General features: G+C 60.9%; 21 protein-coding genes and 4 tRNA genes. 7 read left to right on the forward strand and 18 right to left on the reverse strand.

Annotated elements, in window-relative coordinates; genetic code table 11:
* Nucleotides 1-33: 33 nt before the first annotated feature.
* The 3 genes from dgoD to BMY73_RS02540 all read right to left on the reverse strand — a co-directional run bounded on the left by dgoD (nucleotide 34) and on the right by BMY73_RS02540 (nucleotide 2,905).
* A complete protein-coding gene (gene dgoD, locus BMY73_RS02530; RefSeq protein ID WP_092404821.1) occupies nucleotides 34-1,182 on the reverse strand; it encodes a galactonate dehydratase in 1,149 nt (382 codons plus the stop codon).
* 72 nt (nucleotides 1,183-1,254) lie between these two features.
* Nucleotides 1,255-1,887, reverse strand: coding sequence for a 2-dehydro-3-deoxy-6-phosphogalactonate aldolase (locus BMY73_RS02535; RefSeq protein WP_092404823.1), 633 nt, complete (start codon nucleotides 1,885-1,887; stop codon nucleotides 1,255-1,257).
* A 1-nt stretch (nucleotide 1,888) separates the two neighbouring features.
* Nucleotides 1,889-2,905 (reverse strand): 2-dehydro-3-deoxygalactonokinase, encoded by a 1,017-nt coding sequence (locus BMY73_RS02540; protein WP_092404825.1) that lies wholly within the window; start codon nucleotides 2,903-2,905, stop codon nucleotides 1,889-1,891.
* Between the two features lie 390 nt (nucleotides 2,906-3,295).
* Here BMY73_RS02540 and BMY73_RS02545 point away from each other — a divergent pair, with 390 nt between their 5' ends.
* Nucleotides 3,296-4,456 carry an acyltransferase family protein gene (locus BMY73_RS02545; RefSeq protein WP_092404827.1) on the forward strand — a complete coding sequence of 387 codons (1,161 nt, stop codon included), beginning with the start codon at nucleotides 3,296-3,298 and terminating at the stop codon, nucleotides 4,454-4,456.
* A gap of 1,191 nt (nucleotides 4,457-5,647) precedes the next feature.
* Here BMY73_RS02545 and asd read toward each other — a convergent pair.
* The 4 genes from asd to leuC all read right to left on the reverse strand — a co-directional run bounded on the left by asd (nucleotide 5,648) and on the right by leuC (nucleotide 10,154).
* On the reverse strand, nucleotides 5,648-6,760 hold the full coding sequence (gene asd, locus BMY73_RS02550) for an aspartate-semialdehyde dehydrogenase (protein WP_062381038.1): 1,113 nt from the start codon (nucleotides 6,758-6,760) through the stop codon (nucleotides 5,648-5,650).
* Nucleotides 6,761-6,842: 82 nt separating this feature from the next.
* The gene (leuB, locus tag BMY73_RS02555) at nucleotides 6,843-7,925 is read right to left on the reverse strand and encodes a 3-isopropylmalate dehydrogenase (RefSeq protein WP_092404829.1); all 1,083 of its coding nucleotides are present in this window, start codon (nucleotides 7,923-7,925) and stop codon (nucleotides 6,843-6,845) included.
* 152 nt (nucleotides 7,926-8,077) lie between these two features.
* The gene (gene leuD / locus BMY73_RS02560; RefSeq protein ID WP_092404831.1) at nucleotides 8,078-8,719 is read right to left on the reverse strand and encodes a 3-isopropylmalate dehydratase small subunit; all 642 of its coding nucleotides are present in this window, start codon (nucleotides 8,717-8,719) and stop codon (nucleotides 8,078-8,080) included.
* Nucleotides 8,720-8,729: 10 nt separating this feature from the next.
* Nucleotides 8,730-10,154, reverse strand: coding sequence for a 3-isopropylmalate dehydratase large subunit (gene leuC, locus BMY73_RS02565; protein ID WP_062381033.1), 1,425 nt, complete (start codon nucleotides 10,152-10,154; stop codon nucleotides 8,730-8,732).
* Nucleotides 10,155-10,312: 158 nt separating this feature from the next.
* Between leuC and BMY73_RS02570 the strand changes: the two genes are divergently transcribed.
* Nucleotides 10,313-11,191: a LysR family transcriptional regulator gene (locus BMY73_RS02570; protein ID WP_092404833.1), complete on the forward strand. Its 879-nt coding sequence runs from the start codon at nucleotides 10,313-10,315 to the stop codon at nucleotides 11,189-11,191.
* 56 nt (nucleotides 11,192-11,247) lie between these two features.
* Here BMY73_RS02570 and BMY73_RS02575 read toward each other — a convergent pair whose 3' ends face one another.
* On the reverse strand, nucleotides 11,248-12,027 hold the full coding sequence (locus BMY73_RS02575; protein WP_062381029.1) for an IclR family transcriptional regulator: 780 nt from the start codon (nucleotides 12,025-12,027) through the stop codon (nucleotides 11,248-11,250).
* 215 nt (nucleotides 12,028-12,242) lie between these two features.
* On the opposite strand from BMY73_RS02575, the gene BMY73_RS02580 reads away from it, so the two are divergent.
* The 4 genes from BMY73_RS02580 to BMY73_RS02595 are packed head-to-tail and all read left to right on the forward strand — an operon-like array spanning nucleotide 12,243 to nucleotide 15,704.
* The gene (locus BMY73_RS02580; RefSeq protein ID WP_092404835.1) at nucleotides 12,243-13,025 is read left to right on the forward strand and encodes an ABC transporter substrate-binding protein; all 783 of its coding nucleotides are present in this window, start codon (nucleotides 12,243-12,245) and stop codon (nucleotides 13,023-13,025) included.
* Complete coding sequence (locus BMY73_RS02585) at nucleotides 13,022-13,690, forward strand: amino acid ABC transporter permease (RefSeq protein WP_062381026.1); 669 nt, start codon at nucleotides 13,022-13,024, stop codon at nucleotides 13,688-13,690. Before BMY73_RS02580 ends, BMY73_RS02585 begins: the two co-directional genes overlap by 4 nt.
* Nucleotides 13,687-14,439, forward strand: a complete 753-nt coding sequence (locus tag BMY73_RS02590) for an amino acid ABC transporter ATP-binding protein (protein ID WP_062381024.1) — start codon at nucleotides 13,687-13,689, stop codon at nucleotides 14,437-14,439. Before BMY73_RS02585 ends, BMY73_RS02590 begins: the two co-directional genes overlap by 4 nt.
* Nucleotides 14,436-15,704 (forward strand): NAD(P)/FAD-dependent oxidoreductase, encoded by a 1,269-nt coding sequence (locus BMY73_RS02595; protein ID WP_092404837.1) that lies wholly within the window; start codon nucleotides 14,436-14,438, stop codon nucleotides 15,702-15,704. The genes BMY73_RS02590 and BMY73_RS02595 overlap by 4 nt, the downstream gene beginning before the upstream one ends.
* A gap of 180 nt (nucleotides 15,705-15,884) precedes the next feature.
* On the opposite strand, the gene BMY73_RS02600 is transcribed toward BMY73_RS02595, so the two are convergent.
* The 10 genes from BMY73_RS02600 to uvrB form a co-directional block, all read right to left on the reverse strand.
* A complete protein-coding gene (locus BMY73_RS02600; protein WP_062381021.1) occupies nucleotides 15,885-16,328 on the reverse strand; it encodes an Hsp20 family protein in 444 nt (147 codons plus the stop codon).
* Between the two features lie 113 nt (nucleotides 16,329-16,441).
* Complete coding sequence (locus BMY73_RS02605; protein WP_092404839.1) at nucleotides 16,442-17,401, reverse strand: tRNA dihydrouridine synthase; 960 nt, start codon at nucleotides 17,399-17,401, stop codon at nucleotides 16,442-16,444.
* Between the two features lie 76 nt (nucleotides 17,402-17,477).
* Nucleotides 17,478-17,918 (reverse strand): acyl-CoA thioesterase, encoded by a 441-nt coding sequence (locus BMY73_RS02610; RefSeq protein ID WP_062381018.1) that lies wholly within the window; start codon nucleotides 17,916-17,918, stop codon nucleotides 17,478-17,480.
* Between the two features lie 83 nt (nucleotides 17,919-18,001).
* Nucleotides 18,002-18,541, reverse strand: coding sequence for a TetR/AcrR family transcriptional regulator (locus BMY73_RS02615; RefSeq protein ID WP_092404841.1), 540 nt, complete (start codon nucleotides 18,539-18,541; stop codon nucleotides 18,002-18,004).
* Nucleotides 18,542-18,717: 176 nt separating this feature from the next.
* A tRNA-Glu gene (locus BMY73_RS02620) sits at nucleotides 18,718-18,793 on the reverse strand.
* A gap of 54 nt (nucleotides 18,794-18,847) precedes the next feature.
* Nucleotides 18,848-18,923: transfer RNA gene (locus BMY73_RS02625), tRNA-Ala, on the reverse strand.
* Nucleotides 18,924-18,974: 51 nt separating this feature from the next.
* Nucleotides 18,975-19,050 (reverse strand) — tRNA-Glu (locus tag BMY73_RS02630).
* A gap of 87 nt (nucleotides 19,051-19,137) precedes the next feature.
* Nucleotides 19,138-19,213: transfer RNA gene (locus BMY73_RS02635), tRNA-Ala, on the reverse strand.
* Nucleotides 19,214-19,436: 223 nt separating this feature from the next.
* On the reverse strand, nucleotides 19,437-20,918 hold the full coding sequence (gltX, locus tag BMY73_RS02640) for a glutamate--tRNA ligase (RefSeq protein ID WP_092404843.1): 1,482 nt from the start codon (nucleotides 20,916-20,918) through the stop codon (nucleotides 19,437-19,439).
* Nucleotides 20,919-21,196: 278 nt separating this feature from the next.
* Complete coding sequence (gene uvrB / locus BMY73_RS02645) at nucleotides 21,197-23,212, reverse strand: excinuclease ABC subunit UvrB (protein WP_062381013.1); 2,016 nt, start codon at nucleotides 23,210-23,212, stop codon at nucleotides 21,197-21,199.
* A 340-nt stretch (nucleotides 23,213-23,552) separates the two neighbouring features.
* Here uvrB and BMY73_RS02650 point away from each other — a divergent pair, with 340 nt between their 5' ends.
* Entirely contained in the window at nucleotides 23,553-24,749 is a 1,197-nt protein-coding gene (locus BMY73_RS02650; RefSeq protein WP_092404845.1) for an amino acid aminotransferase, read from the forward strand.
* The last annotated feature ends 111 nt before the right edge of the window (nucleotides 24,750-24,860 follow it).

The following is a 24,860-nucleotide window of genomic DNA, read 5'->3' on the forward strand; positions in this document are numbered from 1 at the left end:
ACGCATGCCGGCGATGGCTTCAGCAAACCGATATCACCACTCGGCAAAGCTGCCGTCGGCATGACGCCAGATCGGGTTGCGCCAGCGGTGGCCGATGGCGGCGCGCTCCTTGACGTATTCCTCGTTGATCTCGATGCCCAGGCCCGGGCCGTTGGGGATTTTCACCATGCCCTTGTCGTAGTCGAAGACTTCCGGGTTCTTGATGTAGTCGAGCAGGTCGTTGCTCTCGTTGTAGTGAATGCCCAGGCTTTGCTCCTGGATGAACGCGTTGTAGCAGGCAGCGTCCAGTTGCAGACACGCCGCAAGCGCGATCGGACCCAGCGGGCAATGCAGCGCCAGCGCTACGTCATAGGCCTCGGCCATGTTGGCGATTTTGCGGGTTTCGGTGATGCCGCCCGCGTGAGAGGCGTCCGGCTGGATAATGTCGACGTAACCTTCGCTCAGCACGCGCTTGAAATCCCAGCGCGAGAACAACCGCTCGCCCAACGCAATCGGGGTGCTGGTCAGCGGCGCGAGTTCTTTCAGCGCCTCGTAGTTTTCGCTGAGCACCGGCTCTTCGATGAACATCAGTTTGTACGGGTCCAGTTCCTTCATCAGCACCTTGGCCATCGGCTTGTGCACGCGACCGTGGAAGTCGACGCCGATGCCGACGTTGGGACCGACCGCATCCCGCACGGCGGCGACATTGGCCAGCGCCAGGTCGACCTTCTCGAACGTGTCGAGAAATTGCAGCTCTTCAGTGCCGTTCATCTTCACCGCAGTGAAACCACGGGACACGGCTTCTTGCGCCGCCAGCGCAGTGTCGGCAGGACGGTCGCCCCCGATCCACGAGTAGACACGGATCTTGTCGCGCACCTGACCGCCCAGCAGATCGCTGACGGACACGCCAAGCGCCTTGCCCTTGATGTCCCACAACGCCTGATCGATGCCGGCCAGCGCGCTCATGTGAATCGCACCGCCGCGATAGAAGCCGCCGCGATAGAGCACGGTCCAGATGTCTTCGATGTTGCGTGGGTCCTTGCCGATCAAGTAATCGGACAGTTCCTCGACCGCCGCAGCGACGGTGTGCGCGCGACCTTCGACCACCGGTTCGCCCCATCCCGTGACACCCTGGTCGGTTTCCACTTTCAGGAAGCACCAGCGCGGTGGAACGATAAAGGTCGTGAGTCGGGTGATTTTCATGTCTTGTCTCTCTTGTAGTCGAAGCCGGTAATCGCGGCCTTAGCCAATCCAGGCCGCTTTGTGCGATACGCGTTATTGGCCATGGGGCCGGTACTGTTTCCAGGCGGCGACATAACCCTTCGCGCGCTCGGCGACGTCTTCGGGGCTCATGCCGGGTTTGAACAGCCCGGAACCCAGGCCGAAGCCGGAAACCCCGGCGTCCAGGAAAACCTTCATGTTGTCCGGGGTAATCCCGCCGACCGGCAGCAGCACAGTGCCCGCCGGCAACACCGCCAGCCAGGCCTTCACCACCGCCGGGCCCATTTGCTCGGCTGGAAACATTTTCAAGACATCGGCGCCTTCGGCCAGCGCGGCAAAGGCTTCCGTCGGCGTTGCCACGCCAGGCGACAGAAACAGGCCTTCGGCCTTGGCGGCTCGCAGCACTTCGGGGTCGCTGTGCGGCATGACGATCACCTGCCCACCGGCCTCCTTGACCTGACGCACGTGCTCAGGTGTCAGCACGGTGCCCGCGCCGATCAGGCAATCGGCGGGCAGACTCTGACGCAGCAGGCGGATGCTGTCGTACGGCTGCGGGGAATTGAGCGGGACTTCGATGACGCGGAAACCGGCAGCGTACAGAACCTCACCCACCGCCGGGGCTTCTTCAGGGCGCAGGCCGCGCAGAATCGCGACCAGGCCGTTTTGCGCAAGGGCTTGTTTGAGCATCTCAGTTCTCTACGTGAAGGGGCCGGGCAACGGCCGCAGAAGTGGATGAAACCAGACCGGCCTGGACCGCGACCTGCCACAGACCCCGTTCGGTGGCCTGTTCGGCCAGCGTCACCTGGGGGAATCGGTTGGCGTCAAGTGCGCGCTGATAGCGCTCCAGCAACGGGCCGCTGCCGATCAGGATCACTGACGGCAGATCGGTCTCGTGCTGGCTCAACAACCGGGCCAACGCCACGATTTCGTGGCCGATCAGCAGACCGGACAGATAATCGGGTTGTGCGGCACCGGTCAGGGCGCCGGTAAGGCCGAGGGTTCGACAGCTGAAGATGGTTGACAGCGGACCCGCCGCGCCTTCCGCAGACTGCGCAACGGCAACGCCACGGTCGAACGCGGCGGCATCAAAGGCATCGCTGCGCTGCATCGTGCGCCCGAGGATGGTGTGACTGGAGAGCGCGGCATAGACCTCACCGGTCATGAAGGTGTCGAAATGGACGATGCGCCCATCGACTGCCCTCACCCACTTCGAGTGGCTGCCGGGCAACCCGATCAACAGCGGCCTGGCCGTTTCTTCGGCGGGCAACGCGCTGAGAATGCCCAGCACCTGCGTCTCTTCACCGCGCATGACATTGGGCAGCTCGGAGCGTTGCAGTACGCCAGGGATGATATGGACATCCACGCCGCGCACGCTGCGCACCGTCACCAGCGCAGCACTCAGCGCACCGACACTGGCTGGCGTCTGCTGGTAAACCGCTTCCCGCCAACCTTGAGCGCTGCCGACCATGCCGCAGGCGATCACCGGCAATGTCGGCTGGGCGTCGAGCCAGTCGCCACAGGCTTCATCGAAGGCCAGCTCGAAACCGTCGCTGCACAGCTCACCCGCAATTCGTCGACTGCCGGACGGCAGTTGCATGATGCCCGCGCTGAGCGAACGGTGTTCGAGTACCCGGCCGTTTTCGCCGAGCCGATACGCGCGAAGGGATGTCGTTCCCCAATCGAGCGCGATCAATTGCGCCTGCATGGCTTCACCTGATTGTTATTGATGAGTGAATGCGGGACGAACTATAAACCCGTCATCACGAATATCTCAATATGTAAATTACAATCCCACATTATGGGATTTATCATCAGGTTTACGACGAACAGACGGTTCGCGGCGGCCGCTGATCTGGCAAGCGCGCCGCTTCGTCAGGCATACTCCGGCTTGCCATCCCTGAGGTGTGCCGGACGCCTGTATAGGCCAAGCCGTTCCTGACCCTCCCGAAGATCGCCGCCCATTCAGCCGACAGCGCAGAAGGTGGTAACCATCCCTCGCGTTTTTTTCACACCCTGCTCAGTAAGCTCAGGCGACTTCAGACGCCCATAGCCACCTGCCGTCCACGTCACACTCATCTGCAAAAGGACCCGTAAGATGAAGCGATTTCTCGTGCTTGACAGCCTTCGCGGCCTCTGCGCCATCGCGCTGATCGTTCATCACTCGCACATTGAGCGCAGCATCACCGAGCTGACGTTTTTCAGAAACGCCAGCCAGTTCGTGGGCTTGTTCTTCGCCTTGAGCGGGTTTCTGATTTACCGGCGCTACATCGGTCACCTGGCCACGCCACGCCAACTGGGCGACTTCATGATCACCCGGACCTGCCGGGTCATGCCGCTGCACGTCGCCGTTCTGCTGTTCTTCATCGGGTTCGAGTGCCTGAAACAGGTGATGGAGCGCTACGGCCTGTCGCTGAATTACCCGGCTTTCAGCGGCGACCGCGCGCCAAGCGAGATTTTGCCGAATCTGCTGCTGATCCAGGCATGGTGGCCGGGGTTCAACGCACTGTCGTTCAACTACCCCTCGTGGTTCATCAGTGTCGAGTTCTATCTGTGGATGATCTTCGCGCTGACCCTGTTCTCGCTGCCAGGCCTGGCACGCAAACTGTTCTCGGTGCTGTGCGTCCTGGCGTTCGTCGCGCTCTACATGGACATCAACCTGCTCCCGCGCAACGTGCTATGGGGCGCTTCGTGCTTCTTCGCTGGCGTCATCACCTACCGGCTTTACGTGCGGCTGCACGATTCGACGCCGGGGCCAATCATTGCCACCTTGCTGGAGGTCGGTGTGTTGGCCGCGATGTATTGGGTCATGACAGAGGGCGAACAGCCCCTCACCATCGAGCTGGGGTTGCTGTTCTGCACGGCAGTGCTGATTTTTTCCTACGAGGCCGGGCTGGTGTCGCGACTCTTGCGCTTGCGGGTGTTCCCGGCGCTGGGCAAGTTGTGGCTGTCCATCTATCTGACCCATGCGGCGGTGATATTCGTCCTGGCGACGGGCATTACGGTCGCGGCGAAGTTCAGCGGACTCTCTTTGCTGGTCGACCGGCCGGGCGAAACCAGCGGCACGATGGTGCGTTACTTGAGCACCGGGACCGCGCTGAACGACAACCTGCTGATGCTCCTTGTGGTCGTCGCCGTGGTGGTGGTGTCGATGCTGACCTATCGCTACATTGAAGCACCGGGGATCCGGTTTGGTCAGCACTGGAGGCAGGGAACGTTTTTTCGTCGGCGCAAGGATGATCAGCCGGAGCAGGTTTGAAGCTCCCGATTGGGCCCGCTGAGTCGGGTTCCGTCGTCCATGTAGGAGCGCGCTTGCCCGCGATCTGCCGCGCAGCGGCAGCAAAATCAGGCGACACGGTTATGCCTGACACTCCGCATGCACCGGGTTTGCTGCCGGTTCCCGGCAGATCGCGGGACAAGCCACGCTCCTACACACAGCTGAAGCGCGCTACGCCTTCGGCAGAAGCAAACGATCTTCACTCCGGGCGAAGTCGGGATTAAAAGGAGGGTTCTCGGCTTTGATTCTGGCCGGAGGCCGTAGGAGCGTGGCTTGTCCCGCGATCTGGCGCGCAGCGGCAGCAAAACCAGACGACTCAATTGTGCCTGAAACCCCGCATACACCGATCTTGCTGCCGGTTCCCGGCAGATCGCGGGACAAGCCACGCTCCTACACACAGCTGAAGCGCGCTACGCCTTCGGCAGAGCAAACGATCTTCACTCCGGGCGAAGTCGGGATTAAATGAGGGTTCTCGGTTTTGATTCTGGCCGGAGACCGTAGGAGCGTGGCTTGTCCCGCGATCTGGCGCGAAGCGGCAGCAAAACCAGACGACTCAATTGTACCTGTCACCCCGCATACACCGGCCTTGCTGCCGGTTCCCGGCAGATCGCGGGACAAGCCACGCTCCTACACACAGCTGAAACGCGCTACGCCTTCGGCAGAAACAAACGATCTTCACTCCGGGCGAAGTCGGGATTAAAGGAGGGTTCTCGGCTTTGATTCTGGCCGGAGGCCGTAGCAACTGTCCCGCGATCTGGCGCGCAGCGGCAGTAAAACCAGACGACTCAATTGTGCCTGTCACCCCGCATACACCGACCTTGCCGCCGGTTCCCGGCAGATCGCGGGACAAGCCACGCTCCTACACACAGCTGAAGCGCGCTACGCCTTCGGCAGAAGCAAACGATCTTCACTCCGGGCGAAGTCGGGATTAAAACGAGGGTTCTCGGCTTTGATTCTGGCCGAAGGCCGTAGCGCGCTTGCCCGCGATCTGGCGCGCAGCGGCAGCAAAACCAGACGACTCAATTGTGCCTGTCACCCCGCATACACCGATCTTGCTGCCGGTTCCCGGCAGATCGCGGGCAAGGTGGAACGCCACTCCGGTCGCTCCTACACCTGCGATAGAAAAAAACCGCCTCTAAAAGGCGGTTTTTTTATGGCCGGCGCAAAAGCGAATCAACGCTCCAGCAAAATCCGCAACATACGACGCAACGGCTCGGCGGCGCCCCACAGCAACTGGTCACCTACCGTAAATGCGCCCAAGTACTGCGAACCCATGTTCAGCTTGCGCAGACGCCCTACCGGAATGTTCAGCGTGCCAGTCACCGAGGTCGGGCTCAGTTCCTGGATGCTCGCCTCACGGTTGTTCGGCACCAGCTTCACCCACGGGTTGTGCTGGCTGATCATCCCCTCGATGTCGGCAATCGGCACATCCTTGTTGAGCTTGATGGTCAACGCCTGGCTGTGGCAACGCATCGCGCCGATGCGCACGCAGATGCCGTCGACCGGAATCGGGCTCTTGAAGCGACCCAGAATCTTGTTGGTTTCGGCCTGACCTTTCCATTCTTCACGGCTCTGACCGTTCGGCAGTTCCTTGTCGATCCACGGAATCAGACTGCCCGCCAGCGGCACGCCGAAGTTCTCGGTCGGGAAGCTGTCGCCGCGCATGGCTTCGGCCACTTTGCGGTCGATGTCCAGAATCGCGCTGGCAGGGTTGGCCAGTTCGTCCGCCACCGAGGCGTTGATCGCGCCCATCTGCCTGATCAGCTCACGCATGTTCTGCGCGCCAGCACCGGAGGCCGCCTGATAGGTCATGACGTTCATCCACTCGACCAGACCAGCTTCGAACAGACCACCGAGCCCCATCAGCATCAGGCTGACGGTGCAGTTGCCGCCGATGTAGTTCTTGGTGCCGGCGTCCAGTTGCTGGTCGATGACCTTGCGGTTGACCGGGTCGAGGATGATCACCGCGTCGTCCTGCATGCGCAGGGCCGAAGCCGCATCGATCCAGTACCCCTGCCAGCCGGCTTCACGGAGCTTGGGGAACACCTCGTTGGTGTAGTCGCCGCCCTGGCAGGTCAGCACCACGTCCAGGGTCTTGAGCTCGTCGATGCTGTAGGCATCTTTCAACGGCGCAATGTCCTTGCCCACGGACGGACCTTGTCCGCCAACGTTGGAGGTGGTGAAAAAAACCGGCTCAATGAGATCGAAATCCTGCTCTTCCAGCATGCGCTGCATGAGCACGGAACCCACCATACCGCGCCAACCGACCAGACCTACACGTTTCATCGCAACTACACCTTAATTAAAAGTGGGGCCCCTCCTCGCAGAGAGCCTTTCGACTCGATCTTGCGGCAGTGGGCCCGAGATATTACAGATTGCGCAGCGCGGCGACTACGGCGTCACCCATTTCCTGCGTACCGACTTTGGCATGACCTTCGGACCAGATGTCACCGGTGCGCAGGCCCTGGTCCAATACCAGGCTCACGGCTTTCTCGATGGCATCGGCTGCGGTGTGCTGATTGAAGCTGTAACGCAGCATCATCGACACCGATAGGATCGTCGCCAGCGGGTTGGCCACGCCCTTGCCCGCGATGTCCGGGGCCGAGCCGTGGCAAGGCTCGTACATGCCCTTGTTGTTCGAGTCCAGCGACGCCGACGGCAGCATGCCGATGGAGCCGGTGAGCATCGAGGCTTCGTCCGACAGGATGTCACCGAACATGTTGTCGGTGACCATGACGTCGAATTGTTTCGGGGCGCGGACCAGTTGCATGGCGGCGTTGTCCACGTACATGTGGCTCAACTCGACATCCGGGTAGTCCTTGGCCACTTGCTCGACCACTTCGCGCCACAGCTGGCTGGAGGCCAGAACGTTGGCCTTGTCGACCGAGCAGAGTTTCTTGCCACGCACACGGGCCATGTCGAAACCCACGCGGGCTATGCGGCGGATCTCGCTCTCGCTGTACGGCAAGGTATCGTATGACTGACGCTCACCGTTTTCCAGCTCACGGGTGCCGCGTGGTGCGCCGAAGTAGATACCGCCGGTCAGCTCGCGAACGATGAGGATATCCAGGCCGGCGACGATTTCCGGCTTGAGGCTCGATGCATCGGCCAGTTGCGGATAGAGGATGGCCGGACGCAGGTTGGCGAACAGGCCCAGTTGCGAGCGGATTTTCAGCAGACCGCGTTCAGGACGGATGTCGCGCTCGATGGCGTCCCATTTAGGGCCACCCACCGCGCCCAGCAGGACCGCGTCGGCCGCACGGGCGCGGTCCAGCGTCTCGTCAGCCAAGGGCACGCCATGTTTGTCGATCGCAGCGCCACCGATGACGTCGTGGCTCAATTCAAAGCCCAGCTGATACTTCTCGTTTGCCAGCTCCAGTACCTTGACCGCTTCGGCCATGATCTCCGGACCAATGCCATCACCCGGGAGAATCAGAATCTGCTTGCTCATAACATCCTCGTTTCAATAAATGCATCGGCGCTTCAGGAGCGCCGATTGAAAAAGCTGATACCGCGTGCCTGCAACAATCCCGGAAATCCCGGGTGACTGCCAGGCCGTCTTCGCGAGCAAGCTCGCGAATCGTTCAGACGACACACCCTCAATCAGTCGCGAAACAACCAGGGCTGCGTGGCGCGGTGTCTGGCTTCGAACGACGCGATCGCATCGCCATCCACCAGGGTCAGGCCGATGTCGTCCAGGCCATTGAGCAGACAGTGCTTGCGGAAGGCGTCGATTTCAAAGGTGTACACCATGCCATCTTCGCGGGTCACGGTCTGCGCCTGCAGGTCCACTTTCAACTGGTATCCGGGATTCGCCTCGACCACCTTGAACAGCTCGTCGACCTGCTCTTCGCTCAGGATGATCGGCAGCAGGCCGTTCTTGAAGCTGTTGTTGAAAAAGATGTCGGCGTAGCTCGGCGCGATGATGCTGCGGAACCCGTATTCTTCCAATGCCCACGGCGCGTGCTCGCGGCTTGAACCACAGCCGAAGTTTTCGCGGGCCAATAGCACGCTAGCGCCCTGGTAGCGTTCGTGGTTCAACACGAAGTCAGGGTTCACCGGACGCTTGGAGTTGTCCTGATAGGGCTGCCCCACGTCCAGATAGCGCCATTCATCGAACAGGTTCGGACCGAAACCGGTGCGACGAATCGACTTCAGGAACTGCTTGGGAATGATCTGATCGGTGTCGACGTTGGCGCGATCCAGCGGAGCGACCAAACCGGTGTGTTGAGTAAAAGGCTTCATGCTGGGCTCCTTATTGCTGGCTCATGGTGCGGACATCGACAAAACGGCCATTGACCGCTGCCGCTGCCGCCATCGCCGGGCTGACCAGATGAGTACGACCCCCGGCGCCCTGACGGCCTTCGAAGTTGCGGTTGGAAGTGGACGCGCAATGTTCGCCACTTTCCAGGCGGTCCGGGTTCATCGCCAGACACATCGAACAACCTGGCTCACGCCATTCGAAACCGGCTTCCAGGAAAATCTTGTCCAGCCCCTCTTTCTCCGCCTGCTCCTTCACCAGACCCGAGCCCGGCACCACGATCGCCTGCTTGATGGTCGACGCCACTTTACGGCCCTTGGCGATATCCGCCGCAGCGCGCAGGTCTTCGATCCGCGAGTTGGTGCAGGAACCGATGAACACGCGATCAAGCTGGATATCGGTGATCGCCTGATTGGCCTTCAGCCCCATGTACTTGAGGGCGCGTTCGATGGAGCCACGCTTGACCAGATCAGCCTCCTGCGCGGGATCCGGCACATTCTGATCGACAGCAAGCACCATCTCCGGCGACGTGCCCCAACTGACCTGTGGCTTGATCTGCGTGGCGTCGAGTTCGACCACGGTGTCGAACACCGCGTCCTCATCGGACACCAGATCCTTCCACGCCTCAACGGCCATGTCCCACTGCTCGCCTTTTGGCGAAAACGGACGGCCCTTGACGTAGGCAATGGTCTTTTCATCGGTTGCCACCAGACCGACGCGAGCGCCCGCCTCGATGGACATGTTGCAGATGGTCATGCGGCCCTCGACGGACAGGTCACGAATCGCGCTGCCGGCGAACTCGATGGCATGCCCATTACCGCCGGCCGTGCCAATCTTGCCAATGATGGCCAGGACGATGTCCTTGGCCGTGACGCCGAACGGCAGCTTGCCCTCGACCTTCACCAGCATGTTTTTCATTTTCTTGGCGACCAGGCACTGAGTCGCGAGCACGTGCTCGACCTCGGAGGTGCCGATGCCGTGAGCCAGAGCACCGAAAGCGCCGTGGGTCGAGGTGTGAGAGTCGCCGCAGACCACGGTCATGCCCGGCAAGGTCGCACCCTGCTCCGGGCCGATCACGTGAACGATGCCCTGACGCACGTCGTTCATCTTGAATTCGGTGATGCCGTACTCGTCGCAATTGTCGTCCAGCGTCTTGACCTGCAGACGCGACACCTGGTCGACGATGGCGTCGACGCCGTCCTTGCGGTCCGGGGTGGTCGGCACGTTGTGGTCGACGGTGGCGACGTTGGCGTCGATCCGCCATGGTTTGCGGCCAGCCAGGCGCAAGCCCTCGAACGCCTGTGGCGAGGTCACTTCGTGAATGATGTGACGATCGATATAAAGCAGCGCCGAACCATCGTCGCGCTGTTTGACCAAATGCGAATCCCAAAGCTTGTCATAGAGCGTTTTGCCGGCCATCAGACGGTTTCCTCATCAGCTTGTTTCTATGCCTTGGGTCACCGTCGTCACGGTGACGAACTAAAGACCCCTTGGCTTGTGGGGGAGATGCTATGGAATATGCTTAAATAACTCAAATTCATATTTTTCATGCTTTGGATAACCAACAGGAATTCGATATGGACCTGGCGAACCTCAATGCCTTTATCGCGATCGCCGAAACCGGCAGTTTCTCCGGGGCGGGTGAGCGGCTGCACCTGACTCAGCCCGCGATCAGCAAGCGCATCGCCGGGCTTGAACAACAACTCAATGTACGCCTGTTTGACCGCCTGGGTCGGGAAGTCAGCCTGACGGAGGCCGGACGCGCGCTGCTGCCCCGCGCCTACCAGATCCTCAACGTACTGGACGATACCCGACGCGCGTTGACCAACCTGACCGGCGAGGTCACTGGCCGCTTGAGTCTGGCGACCAGCCACCACATCGGCCTGCATCGCCTGCCGCCGGTGTTAAGGGCGTTCACCCGCGCGTATCCCGACGTCGCGCTGGACATCGAGTTTCTGGATTCCGAGGTCGCCTATGAGGAGATCCTTCACGGACGCGCTGAGCTGGCGGTGATCACCCTCGCGCCGGAGCCGCACTCGCTGGTCAAGGCGGTAAGGGTCTGGGACGACCCGCTGGACTTTGTGGCGGCGCCAGAGCACCCCCTGGCCACCACGCCCCATGTCAGCCTGGCTGACATTGCCAGCTACCCTGCCGTGTTTCCGGGCGGCAACACCTTTACCCATCACATTGTCAGTGGTCTGTGCGAAGCCGAGGGACTGAAACCGAACATCGCCATGAGCACCAATTACATGGAGACGATCAAGATGATGGTGTCCATTGGACTGGCCTGGAGCGTGCTTCCAAGAACCATGCTGGACGAACAGGTCACGAGCATCCCTTTGCCGGGCATACAGCTGCGTCGCCAGTTGGGCTACATCGTTCACACGGAACGCACGCTGTCGAACGCCGCCAAGGCTTTCATGGCGCTGCTCGATGCTCAGGCGACGAAAGCCTGATCGGTGATGCAGCTTATGACTGCTCCGCTGCCATCGGGAGCAAGTCCCCGCCCCATTTATTCCAGGTTCCGGGCGGAGCTGCTCAGCGCCCTCGAGCATTGCAGCAACGCTGGCGCCAGCTGCTTTTCTGCATCCGCCCGGCTCCACCGACTGGTGGGCGCCACCACATGCACCGCTGCCACCGGTCGACCATTGGCACCGAGCACTGGCGCACCGATCGTCATGTCGCCCAGAAACAACTCCTGGCCATTCACCGCGTAACCCTGCTCTCTCACGATCTGCAACGAATCCAGAATCCGCTCGACCTCCGTCAATGTCTGACTGGTGTGCGCAATGCGCTGGCTGTTCTCGATCAACACCAACGCTTCCTCCTGCGGCAACGCACTCAGATACGCCCGCCCTGACGCCGTGCAGTACATCGGTACCCGCGAACCGATCGGCATGTGCACCGGCACGAAGCTTGAGCTGACGAAGCGCGCGATATAGGTCATGTCGTAGCCCGCAGGCTCGGTGAGGCATGAGGTCTCGCCGGTCAAGCGCGTGAGTTCCGACAGGAACGGGTTGGCCACTTCGATCAGCGAATGCGCATCCAGATAACTGAAGCCTAACTCCAGCACACGGGGTGTGAGTTGGTAATGCCGGGTGCGCGAGTGTTTCCGAAGGTAACCCAGGCTTTCGAGAGTAAACACCATGCGCTGGGCAGAGCTTTTGGTCATGCCGGCGGCGTCCGCCACCTCTGCAAGGCTCATGCTGCGGCGCTGGGCGCTGAATGCCTTAAGCACCGAGAGGCCTTTTTCCAGGGATTGGTTGTGCAGACTGTTGCGTTCTTCGGACATGGCGAACTCGCGGGGAATCAGGGCAGGCGTGGCGATATTTCTACCCTAAATCCCAAAAATTGACCATAAAAAATCGCATAGCGATACGACTTGATCATTTTTTGTATTTTCAATAGCGATAAACGATTTTTTTAAATCGAAATGGCACAGAGCTTGCGATTTCATCTGCAGCCGCTTGCGCTACTGACGATCCGTTTTCCTTATGGAGTAACCCGATGAACAGTCTTTCGCTCTTGTTTCGCCGCCTCGCCTTCGGTCTGTGTGCCACCCTTTGCGTCGGCGTTGTGCACGCCGCCGGTGCGTCCTCGTACAAAGTCGGTGCAACGGCCACTGGCTCGCCATTTACCTTCCTCGATATCAAGAGCAACAGCATTCAGGGCATGATGGTCGACGTGGCCGAGGCCGTGGGCAAGGCCGGCGGCTTTACCCCTCAGATCGAACAGACCAACTTCGCCGCGCTGATCCCCTCCCTCACGTCCGGCAAACTCGACTTCATCTCCGCCGGCATGCTCAAGACCCCGGAGCGCACCAAGGTCGTCGACTTCAGCGAGCCGGTGTACGCCTACGGGGAAGGCCTGATCATCAGCGCCGAGGACAACGCTGCTTACCCGGACTTGATGCCGCTCAAAGACCAGGTGATCGGGGTACAGGCCGGTACGGTGTTCTATGATCAACTGAACAAGCTGGGCATCTTCAAGGAAATCCGCACCTACGACTCCATCGGCGAGATGGTGCGCGACCTGTCCCTGGGCCGTATCAAGGCGGCGGTCGCCGACCAACCCATCGTGGCGTACCAGATCCGCCAGGGGCAGTTCAAAGGGGTAAAACTGGCCCCTGATTACACGCCCGCCAACGTCGGCGAAGTGTGCCTGGTGGTGCGCAAGGGCGATGCCGAAACCCTCGCACGCCTCAACACCGCCATCGCCAGCATCAAGGCCGACGGCACGCTGAACGGCATCCTCAAGAAGTGGGGGCTTGATACCCAGGTGCGCCCATGAACCCGGCCGAATTCCTGCAGAATGCCCGGGACTTCCTGCCGATTTTGCTGCAAGGCGCCTGGGTGACGATCCAGATCACCGTGCTGTCGTTCCTGCTCAGCAGCGCGATCGGTCTGGTGCTGGCGTTGCTCAAGTTGTCGCCGATCCGCGCGCTGTCGTGGACTGCGAGCACCATCATCAATGTGATCCGTGGCCTGCCGATCATCGTGCAACTGTTCTACATCTACTTCGTCCTGCCGGACATGGGTGTACACCTCACGGCGTTCTATGCCGGGGTGATCGGCATGGGCATCGCCTACTCGGCGTACCAGGCCGAGAACTTTCGCACCGGCATCATCGCCGTCGAACAGGGCCAGCGCGAAGCCGCCGAAGCGCTGGGCATGCGTTCGGTCATGATGATGCGCCGGGTGATCCTGCCCCAGGCGTTTCGCATCGCGCTGCCGCCCTACGGCAACACCCTGGTGATGATGCTCAAGGACTCGTCTCTGGTGTCGACCATCACCGTGGCCGAGATGACGCGTCAGGGCCAACTGATTGCCTCCTCGACCTTCCAGAACATGACCGTCTACACCCTGGTCGCCCTGCTCTATTTGCTGATGAGCCTGCCGCTGGTGTATGGCCTGCGCCGCATGGAACAGCACTTGAGCCGAAGGAAAAAAGCATGATCGAGATACGCCAACTGCAAAAACATTACGGCAACCACCGCGTGCTGCACGGCGTCGACCTGGACGTGGCCAAGGGCGAAGTGGTGTGCCTGATCGGTCCGTCGGGCTCGGGGAAATCCACCCTGCTGCGCTGCATCAATGCACTGGAAGCCTATGACGGAGGCCACATCAAGGTGTTCGGTGAAACCGTGCAGCGCGCCAGCAAAACCGTGCACGCGCTGCGCAGCCGGATGGGCATGGTGTTCCAGCGCTTCAATCTGTTTCCCCATCGCACCGTGCTGGAAAACGTCATGGAGGGGCCGGTATTCGTCAAGGGCGAACCGCCCCAGCAGGTCCGCGAAGAAGCGCTGGTGCTGCTGGAAAAAGTCGGCCTGAGCGCCAAGGCCGATGCCTACCCGGAACAACTCTCCGGTGGCCAGCAACAGCGCGTGGCCATCGCCCGCGCCCTGGCGATGAAACCCGAAGCCATGCTGTTCGACGAACCCACCTCGGCCCTTGATCCGGAACTGGTCGGCGATGTGCTGGCCGTGATGCGCACGCTGGCCGATGAAGGCATGACCATGATCGTGGTCACCCACGAAATGGGCTTTGCCCGCGAAGTGGCCGATCGTGTGTGCTTCCTGCATGGCGGCTACATCGTGGAAAGCGGGCCCGCCGATCAGGTGCTGGGCAACCCGCAGCATGCGCGCACCCAGGACTTCCTGCGGCGCGTGCTGCACCCCACCGGCAATACGCGGAGCCTGTCATGAAATCATTGTGGTCAGCGACCGCGCCTTCTGCGGCGCCGACGCCTGCATTGGATGAATCGGTGAAGGTGGATGTGGCGATCGTCGGCGCGGGGTACACCGGACTGTCGACCGCGCTGCATCTGGCTGAGCGCGGCGTCAGCGTGTGTGTGCTGGAAACCAGTGAGCCAGGCTGGGGAGCGTCGGGGCGTAACGGTGGACAGGTCAATCCGACGCTCAAGTACGACCCGGAGCAACTGGTGCACATGTATGGGCCGGAACGCGCCGAGCCATTGATCTCCACCGTATCGAACTCGGCGGACCTGGTGTTCGGGTTGATCGAACGCCATGGCATCGATTGCGCGCCGGTGCGCAAGGGATGGATGCAAGTGTCGTACACGCACAAAGGTGTCGCCGGGCTGCATGCGCGTGCGGATCAATGGGCCCGGCGCGGTGTCCCGGTGCAGCGACTGGATGCCGCGGCGGTGAAGTCGCGCCTGGGCAGCGAAGCGTTTGCCGGTGGTTGGCTGGACGGTCGCGCCGGGGCCATTCAGCCGTTGGCGTATGCCCGCGGGTTGGTGAGCGCGGCGTTGGCGGCAGGTGCGCGGATCCATGGTCACAGCGCGGTGACGGGGTTGCAGCGCCAGGGCTCGGGCTGGCGGTTGCAAACCGCTGGCGGTGCCCAAGTGAGCGCCGACCAGGTGGTGCTGGCGACCAATGGCTACAGTGGCAACCTGTGGCCGGGGATGGCGCAGAGCATCCTGGCGGCCAACAGTTTTATCGTCGCCACCAAACCGCTGAGCGGACGCGCGGCCGAGAGCATCTTGCCGGGGCAGGAAACCGTGTCCACGGCGCAACGTCTGTTGTTGTACTTTCGTAAAGACAGTCACGGCCGTTTGCTGATGGGCGGGCGTGGGCTGTTCAATGACCCCACCTCACCTACGGATTTCGCGCACCTGGAGCGATCCCTGGCATTACTGTTCCCGCAGTTGGGACCGCTGGAATTCGAGTATCGCTGGGCCGGGCGAATCGCTATTACCCGGGATTTCATGCCCCATGTGCATGAGCCTGCGCCAGGGCTGACGTTGGCCCTGGGCTGCAACGGGCGAGGGATTGCGTTGTGTACCAGCCTGGGTCAGCAATTGGCGGGGAAATTGTGTGACCGCCAGGCAGCGTTTGCCTACCCGGTAACGCCCTTGCAACGCTTGCCGATGCATGGGCTGCAACGGTTCTATATTGGTGCCGGGGTGGCCTGGTACAGTTTGCTGGATCGGCTCAATATCAGCTGAATCCTGCTCCCATGTGCGCTGAAAACAGCATTTCTCACGGGTTACCCCGCACCGAGAGACGCAAAAAAATCCGATGCCTGTGCAGGCATCGGATTTTGATTTTTCAGCCATAGGTCAGTCGAGAACGCTCGACTGACCGGCATGACCCCATAGGGGCTTGTTTAACGGCTGGCGTGTGAATCAATGCGCCAGCGTTTTCTGATCATTGATCTGGATGCGTTTTGGCTTGGCCTCTTCAGGGACCAGGCGCAGCAGGTCAATGCTCAGCAGGCCGTTGGCCAGTGCGGCGTTTTGCACTTCGATATGGTCGGCCAGACGGAACGACAGCTTGAACGCGCGTTGGGCAATGCCCTGATGCAGGAAGGTCACGCCTTCGGCTGCGTTGTCGCGCTTGCTGCCGCTGACGGTCAGCACACCCTTCTCGACCTGCAGTTCAAGGTCTTCTTCCTGGAAACCTGCAGCCGCGATGACGATGCGGTATTGGTCATCTGCATGTTTCTCAACGTTGTAGGGAGGGTAGCTGCTGGCCGACTCGTTACGGGCCGCCGATTCGAACAGGTCGTTGAAGCGGTCAAAGCCCACGGAAGAACGGAACAGTGGAGCCAGAGAGAAAGCGGTAGTCATGTTAGTCTCCTGATAAATCAGCAAGTGGTTATCTCCGCGACCCGACTTCGGCATCGCGTAATCCCAAAATAGGGACCGTCACTTCTGTTTCAAGAGTCGCCATGAAAATTTTTTCAGGCCGCTTCCTGCTCGACGACACCGAGCATCTGGCTGATGCGCTCGCAGTCCGTTTCACGACGCAGCGCGTCGAACAAGACAACGGCCTCGGGATAACTCTTGGTCAGCAACACCACCCATTGCTTGAGACGGCCCGGCGCCTGTACACGGGTCATCTTCGCCAATGCCTGCTGCCAGAACACCCGCAACAGCGGTTGCAGTTCCTGCCAGGTCATCTCCACGACCTCACGCCCCGCCTCCGCCGCCGCAATTTGCCGCCCCAGATCGGGGCGTGCGACCAGACCGCGGCCGATCATGATGTCACGTGCCCCGCAGATTTCGCGGCAGCGCCGCCAATCGTCGACGGTCCAGATTTCGCCATTGGCGATGATCGGAATCTTCACCACGTCCTGGATCTTGCCGATCCATTCCCAGTGCGCGGGTGGCTTGTAACCATCGACCTTGGTCCGGGCGTGGACGACGATGTGTTCGGCGCCCCCAGCCTCAAGTGCACGCGCGCAATCCAGCGCCGGCTCAGTGCTGTCGTAGCCCAGACGCATCTTGGCGGTCACGGGGATGTGGGCGGGCACTGCACGGCGGACATGGCAGAGGATGGCATGCAGCAATTCGGGCTCTTTCAACAGCACCGCCCCGCCCCGCGACTTGTTGACGGTCTTGGCCGGGCAGCCGAAGTTCAGATCGATGACCGGTGCGCCCAACTCGGCGGCGAAGGCCGCATTCTCGGCGAGGCAGACCGGATCAGACCCCAGCAACTGCACGCGCAAGGGCACGCCCGCGCGGGTCTTGGCGTCCGTCAGCAGCTCGGAGGCGAATTTGTGGAAGTAATGCGCAGGCAACAGGCGCTCGGTGACCCGAATGAATTCGGTCACGCACCAGTCGATGCCGCCGACCTGAGTCAGCACATCGCGCAGAATGTCATCGACCAGGCCTTCCATGGGCGCCAGAGCAATTTGCATGGGGGTCACACTCGAAAAAAGTCCGGCAGTTTACGCAGTGGCGGCCCGCTTGGGAACGGGCCGAGGGCGCCGGACGTCAGCAGGCTACCACCTGTAAAGCCGGCGCATACCCTTCGATGAACTCAGCGGGCATGCGTTTAGGCTTGCCGGTGGACAGTTCGATGCAGACGAAAGTGGTTTGCGCGCGCAGCAAGGTCATGCCGTCACGGGGCCGCTTGAGCTGAAAGCGTCGGGTCATCTTCAGGCGCCGATCCCAATCGACGATCCAGGTCGCCAATTGCAGTTCGTCGTCCTGATACGCGCTGGTCAGGTAGTCGATTTCATGACGTACCACCGCCATGGCGCGATCCAGACGGCGGTACTCGGTCAGATCAAGCCCCAACTGTTGTGAATGGCGCCACGCGCAACGCTCAAGCCAGGTGACGTACACCGCATTATTGGCGTGCCCCAGTCCATCGATGTCGTCCTCGCTCACCTGCAGATCGATGACGAATGGCGTTGCCAGATCCCAGACCATCCCGTTCCCGCCCCTCATGAGTTCATTCGCGGGGCAGTTTAACCAAAAGCGCGCCAGCAGGGTCCGCCTCTGTCACGAACGCCTCACTGCATGGCCGACTTGGCGGCACGCAGCACGCGGTCTGACAGTTCGCTTGGGCCAAGCGCACGCGCCAGCGCCAGACCGCCGAGCATCAGGGCGATGTCGGCCAGGGTCTTGTCGGTTTCTTCAGGGCTGGAGGCCAGCTGCGCGACCATCAATTCGATGTGTTCGGACAATGCGCCGCGAAAATCATCCGACAGACGCGCCATCTCCCCTATCGCCGTGGGCAGCGGACAGGCATGTTCTTCGGCATCACGGTGCTTGCGGGACAGGTAGAACGCCGCGAGCAAGGCGCGCCGCTCTTCGCCGGGAAGCCGGTCGTCTATTTTCGCGACCATGTCCCGTCGCTCGCTCAGCAACTGGTTGAACGCCTCCAGCATCAAGGCTTCCTTGCTGTCGAAGTGCGCGTAGAAACCACCCACGGTCAGCCCCGCCGCACCCATGATCTCGTTGACGCTGGGCTCGACCGGTCCACGTGCGATCAATGCCACGCTCGCCGCATTGAGAATGCGTTCGCGGGTTTGTGCTTTTTTGTCGTTCATGTCCGCCTCCGGGATGATGACAGTAATATTATCTGCATCATGCGGGATGGCAAGTCGCGAGGTGAAACCACTGAGCTGTGGCGGGCAAAACGGACGGGCGAAGAAATAAAACCCCAGAAAAACAAAAGGGCCATTCAATAATCGAATGACCCTTGGTCTCGCAGAGCGAGAAATCGTGGCGTCCCCTAGGGGACTCGAACCCCTGTTACCGCCGTGAAAGGGCGGTGTCCTAGGCCACTAGACGAAGGGGACGCAAAACCTTCAGTCAGGTTCGTCACAAACATCATCGACGAACCCTGGCAAATTTGGTGGAGCTAAGCGGGATCGAACCGCTGACCTCCTGCATGCCATGCAGGCGCTCTCCCAGCTGAGCTATAGCCCCGGATTTACGTCTCTCGACGGAGATCAGCCTGACGGCATCACTCGGTAAAACTGGCGTCCCCTAGGGGACTCGAACCCCTGTTACCGCCGTGAAAGGGCGGTGTCCTAGGCCACTAGACGAAGGGGACGTAACCCTTGTGTACCTGAATCGGTGCTGGTTCCGATTTTGCGGTACAAACCTCAAGGCAGTGTAGCCAACCTTGACGCTTCTAAATTGGTGGAGCTAAGCGGGATCGAACCGCTGACCTCCTGCATGCCATGCAGGCGCTCTCCCAGCTGAGCTATAGCCCCACATTACACGCTCAGATGACCCTGCGTTACCGCAGTGTTTCTGTGTTGCCGTGTGGACGGGGCGCATATTAAGTGCGACCCACATACCTGTCAAACTTTTTTTCAACAAATTCCAAAAGAATTTTCCGGGATAACAATCACTTACCGCCCTCCCCTGAAGAGTCGGAAAGTGGATCGGCCGCCGTGCGTCCAGGTTCGGCGATGCGCGGCGGCCGATCCTCACTCAGCCGATGGCGCCGAGCAGCTTTTCCCACTCCTTGTTTTCTTTCTTGGAAACGCCGCCCAGCAGGTCAAGCGCCTGACGCAGACGGAAGCGAGTCAGGTCCGGACCGAGGATTTCCATGGCGTCGGTCACCGACACCGAGTTGGCCTGACCGGTGATCGCGGCGAACATCAACGGCATGGCATCGCGCAGTTTCAGCTGGAGATGCTCGACCACGGCCTGAATGCAACCGGTAATGGTGTCTTTCTCCCACTGACGCAGCGACTCCAGCTTCCACAGAATCAGCTGTATCACCTGACGCACCTGCTCCGGCGACAGCTTCTTGTGCTCGAACAGTTTCGGATCCGGGTTGACGCCCCCGGCGAAGAAAAAACCGCCCAGCGGTGCGACCTGACTGAAGGTTTCCACACGCCCTTGAACATGGGGTGCGATCTTCATCATGTAGTCACTGTTGAACGCCCACTTCTGAACCCGGGCAGCGAATTCCTCCACCGGCAGCTCGCGCAGCCACTGGCCGTTGAGCCAGGACAGCTTCTCGATGTCGAAGATCGGGCCGCCCAGCGAGACACGGTTCAGGTCGAAATTCTCGACCATTTCCTGCAGCGAGAACTTCTCCCGCTCGTCCGGCATCGACCAGCCCATCCGGCCCAGGTAGTTGAGCATCGCTTCGGGCATGAAGCCCATGCGCTCGTAGAACGTGACGGAGGTCGGGTTCTTGCGTTTGGACAGTTTGCTCTTGTCCGGGTTACGCAGCAGTGGCATGTAGCACAGCGCCGGTTTTTCCCAGCCGAAGTATTCGTACAGCAGTATCAGTTTGGGTGCCGACGGCAGCCACTCTTCGCCGCGCAATACGTGGGTGATGCCCATCAGGTGGTCATCGACGACGTTCGCCAGGAAGTAGGTCGGAAGGCCATCGGTCTTCATCAGGACCTGCATGTCCATGCGATCCCACGGGATTTCGACGTCACCGCGCAGGATGTCCGGCACGATGCATACGCCTTCGCTCGGCACCTTCATGCGGATCACGTGCGGTTCGCCTGCCGCCAGACGGCGCTCGACCTCTTCCTTCGAGAGCAACAGCGCGCGACCGTCGTAACGCGGGGTTTCGCCACGGGCCATCTGCTCGGCGCGCATCTGGTCCAGCTCTTCGGCGGTGCAGAAGCACGGGAAGGCGTGACCGGCGTCGACCAGTTGCTGGGTGTACTGCTTGTAGATGTCGCCCCGCTCGCTCTGGCGGTAGGGGCCGTGTGGACCGCCCACATCCGGACCTTCGCTCCATTCGATGCCGAGCCAGCGCAGCGCGTCGAAAATCTGCTGTTCGGACTCGCGGGTCGAGCGCAGCTGATCGGTGTCTTCAATACGCAGGATGAATTCGCCGCCATGTTGCTTGGCAAAGCAATAGTTGAAGAGCGCGATGTAAGCCGTGCCAACGTGGGGGTCGCCGGTGGGCGATGGCGCGATACGGGTACGAACGGTGGTCATGGAAAATTCCGAATAGGTCGAACAAGCCGCGAATCTTAACAGGCCGGGCCCTCGCGGCTCCAGCGCCGACCGGGATCAATCGCCAGATTCGCCGCGATAACCATGCCGCCTGGTCAGGTCAACCCTGCCCCTCAGAAATGAATACCGCAAGCGTGCGCCGGGATCGCCATGGTGGCGGTAATACTGACCAGAAAGCTGCCGCAGGGGTCAAGGGTGGGGCTGCGCGTTGAAGTTTCTCCTGACACGCCGCAGCTCCTTCAAGGCATCGTGAAAGTCGGTCAAACCGCCAGCAGCCGCTCGCGAAGCTTGGTGATTTCGTCGCGCATCTGTGCCGCGGCTTCGAACTCCAGGTCGCGGGCCAACTGGTACATCTTCTCTTCCAGTTGACGAATGCGCTTGGTGATCTCGTTCGGCGATCGCAGTTCGGCTTCGTACTTGGCGTTTTCTTCGGCGGCTTTGGCCATGCCCTTGCGCTTCTTGCTGCGCGAGCCGGGCACGGTGGCGCCTTCCATGATGTCGGTAACGTCCTTGAACACGCCTTTTGGCGTGATGCCGTTCGCCAGGTTGAACGCAATCTGCTTGTCGCGACGACGCTCGGTTTCGCCGATCGCCCGCTCCATCGAACCGGTGATGTTGTCGGCATACAGAATGGCCCGCCCGTTGAGGTTGCGGGCCGCGCGGCCAATGGTCTGGATCAGCGACCGCTCGGAACGCAGGAAGCCTTCCTTGTCGGCGTCGAGAATCGCGACCAGCGACACCTCGGGCATGTCCAGGCCTTCGCGCAGCAGGTTGATCCCCACCAGCACATCAAACGTGCCCAGGCGCAGGTCGCGGATAATCTCGACGCGCTCGACGGTGTCGATGTCCGAGTGCAGGTAACGCACCCGTACGCCGTGGTCGGCCAGGTAATCGGTCAGGTCCTCGGACATGCGCTTGGTCAGCGTTGTGACCAGCACCCGCTCTTCCAGCGCCACGCGTTTGTGGATTTCCGACAGCAGATCATCCACCTGCGTCAGGGCCGGCCGGATCTCGATCTGCGGGTCGACCAGACCGGTTGGACGCACCACCTGTTCGACCACCCGCCCGGCATGCTCGCCTTCGTACGGGCCAGGTGTCGCGGACACAAAGATCGTCTGCGGGCTGACGCTTTCCCATTCATCGAAACGCATGGGCCGGTTATCCAGCGCCGACGGCAGACGGAAACCGTATTCCACCAGCGTTTCCTTGCGTGAGCGGTCGCCCTTATACATGGCGCCGACCTGCGGCACACTGACGTGGGATTCGTCGATCACCAGCAGCGCGTCAGGCGGCAGGTAGTCGTAGAGGGTGGGCGGCGGCGCACCGGCCGGACGACCCGACAGGTAGCGCGAGTAGTTTTCGATGCCGTTGCAGTAGCCCAGCTCCAGGATCATCTCCAAGTCGAACCGGGTGCGTTGCTCCAGACGTTGCGCTTCCACCAGTTTGTTGGCGCCGCGCAGGTAGTCCAGACGCTCCTGCAACTCGGCCTTGATGCCTTCCACCGCATCGAGCAGCGTCTCGCGCGGGGTCACGTAGTGGCTCTTCGGATAGAAGGTGAAACGCGGCAGCTTGCGGATGACTTCGCCGGTCAACGGGTCGAAGGCCGACAGGCTCTCGACTTCGTCGTCGAACAGTTCGATGCGAATGGCTTCCAGGTCCGATTCCGCCGGGAAAATGTCGATGACGTCACCGCGCACGCGGAACGTCGCCCGGGCAAAGTCCATGTCGTTGCGGGTGTATTGCAGGTCGGCCAGACGGCGCAGCAAGGCACGCTGGTCGAGCTTGTCGCCCCGGTCGACGTGCAGCACCATGCGCAGGTAGGTTTCCGGACTGCCCAGACCGTAGATGCAGGACACCGTCGTGACGATGATGGCGTCCTTGCGCTCCAGCAACGCTTTGGTGGCTGACAACCGCATCTGCTCGATGTGATCGTTGATCGACGCGTCCTTCTCGATGAAGGTATCGGACGACGGCACGTAAGCTTCCGGCTGGTAGTAGTCGTAGTAGGAAACGAAGTACTCAACGGCGTTGTTAGGGAAGAATGCCTTGAATTCGCCGTACAACTGAGCGGCCAGCGTCTTGTTCGGCGCCAGCACCAGGGTCGGGCGTTGCACCTGCTGGATGACGTTGGCAATGCTGAAGGTCTTGCCCGAACCAGTCACACCGAGCAAGGTCTGGTGCGACAGCCCCGCGTCGATGCCTTCGACCAGTTGGCGGATCGCCGTCGGCTGATCACCGGCCGGCTCAAAACGGGTAACGAGCTGAAACTCGGACATAACCTACCTCTGTGTTCGCTCTCGCCTGAAGGGGACTTCCAGGTCAGAGCGTAATGAGCGCGGACGACTGATCCCATCTGAGGAAAAGACGTACGAAGAAAAGAATGATGGGACTACAAATGGTGCCCATAACGCCAGCTTTCAAGCCATCCTCAGGACATTAGTCAGCGTCACAGGACTAACGGTCGAAAATAATCGGAAAAACCCGGAAAAAACCAGACCCGACCTGTCGCCCCCGCTCGCGATGCTCTCTATACTGACTCCCCGTTTGCGCACCGCTCTAGTGCATTCGGCCGGAGCGATGCGACCCATTCACTCCCCATTCAGAGCCGCCGCAAAAATGAGCCTGTTTTCCGCTGTCGAAATGGCACCACGCGATCCTATCCTGGGCCTCAACGAAGCATTCAACGCCGATACCCGCACCACCAAGGTCAACCTGGGTGTCGGCGTTTACAGCAACGAAGAAGGGAAGATTCCGCTGCTGCGTGCCGTTGCCGAAGCAGAGGCCATTCGCGTCGCTCAACATGTCCCGCGTGGCTACTTGCCGATCGATGGCATCGCCGCTTACGACAAAGCCGTGCAAACCCTGCTGTTCGGTGCCGAGTCGCCATTGCTGGCCTCCGGTCGCGTGATGACGGTGCAGGCCGTTGGTGGCACCGGCGCCCTGAAAATCGGCGCCGACTTCCTCAAGCAGTTGTCGCCAGACGCCGTTGTGGCCATCAGCGACCCTAGCTGGGAAAACCACCGCGCCCTGTTCGAAACCGCCGGTTTCCCGGTGCAGAACTACCGTTACTACGATGCCGCCACCCACGACGTGAACCGTGCGGGCATGCTGGAAGACCTGCAGAATCTGCCGTCCGGCTCGATCGTCGTCCTGCACGCCTGCTGCCACAACCCGACCGGCGTTGACCTGACCCTGGAAGACTGGAATAAAGTCCTTGAAGTCCTGAAGACCAAAGGCCATGTGCCGTTCCTCGACATGGCTTATCAAGGCTTTGGCGATGGCATCGACGAAGACGCCGCCGCCGTGCGTCTGTTCGCTGACTCAGGCCTGACCTTCTTCGCCTCCAGCTCCTTCTCCAAGTCGTTCTCGCTGTATGGCGAGCGTGTGGGCGCGCTGTCGATCGTCACCGACTCTAAAGAAGAAACCGCGCGGGTCCTGTCGCAGGTCAAGCGTGTGATCCGCACCAACTATTCGAACCCACCGACCCATGGTGCAACGATCGTCGCCGCCGTGTTGAACAGCCCTGAGCTGCGTCGCAAGTGGGAAGACGAACTGGCTGAAATGCGTTTGCGCATTCGCGGCATGCGCGAAGAGATGACGAACCGTCTCGCGAACAACGCGGCGGGTCAGGACTTCAGCTTCGTGGCGCGTCAGCGTGGGATGTTCTCGTACTCGGGCCTGACCACCGAACAAGTGCACCGCCTGCGCAACGAGTTCGGGATCTACGCGCTGGACACCGGCCGGATCTGTGTGGCGGCCTTGAACAAGGGCAATATCGAGGCGGTGACCCAGGCGATTCTGGCGGTGATCTAAACAGCAGCGAGCTGGAAGCCGCGAGCTGCATGAGGGGAAGCAGATGGGTGTCTGCTTCCCCTTTTTCTACGCGCACTACAATCCGATTCTGGCCGGCGGCTGTAGGAGCGT

Source organism: Pseudomonas sp. NFACC02, from assembly GCF_900110765.1.
Taxonomy (GTDB): domain Bacteria; phylum Pseudomonadota; class Gammaproteobacteria; order Pseudomonadales; family Pseudomonadaceae; genus Aquipseudomonas.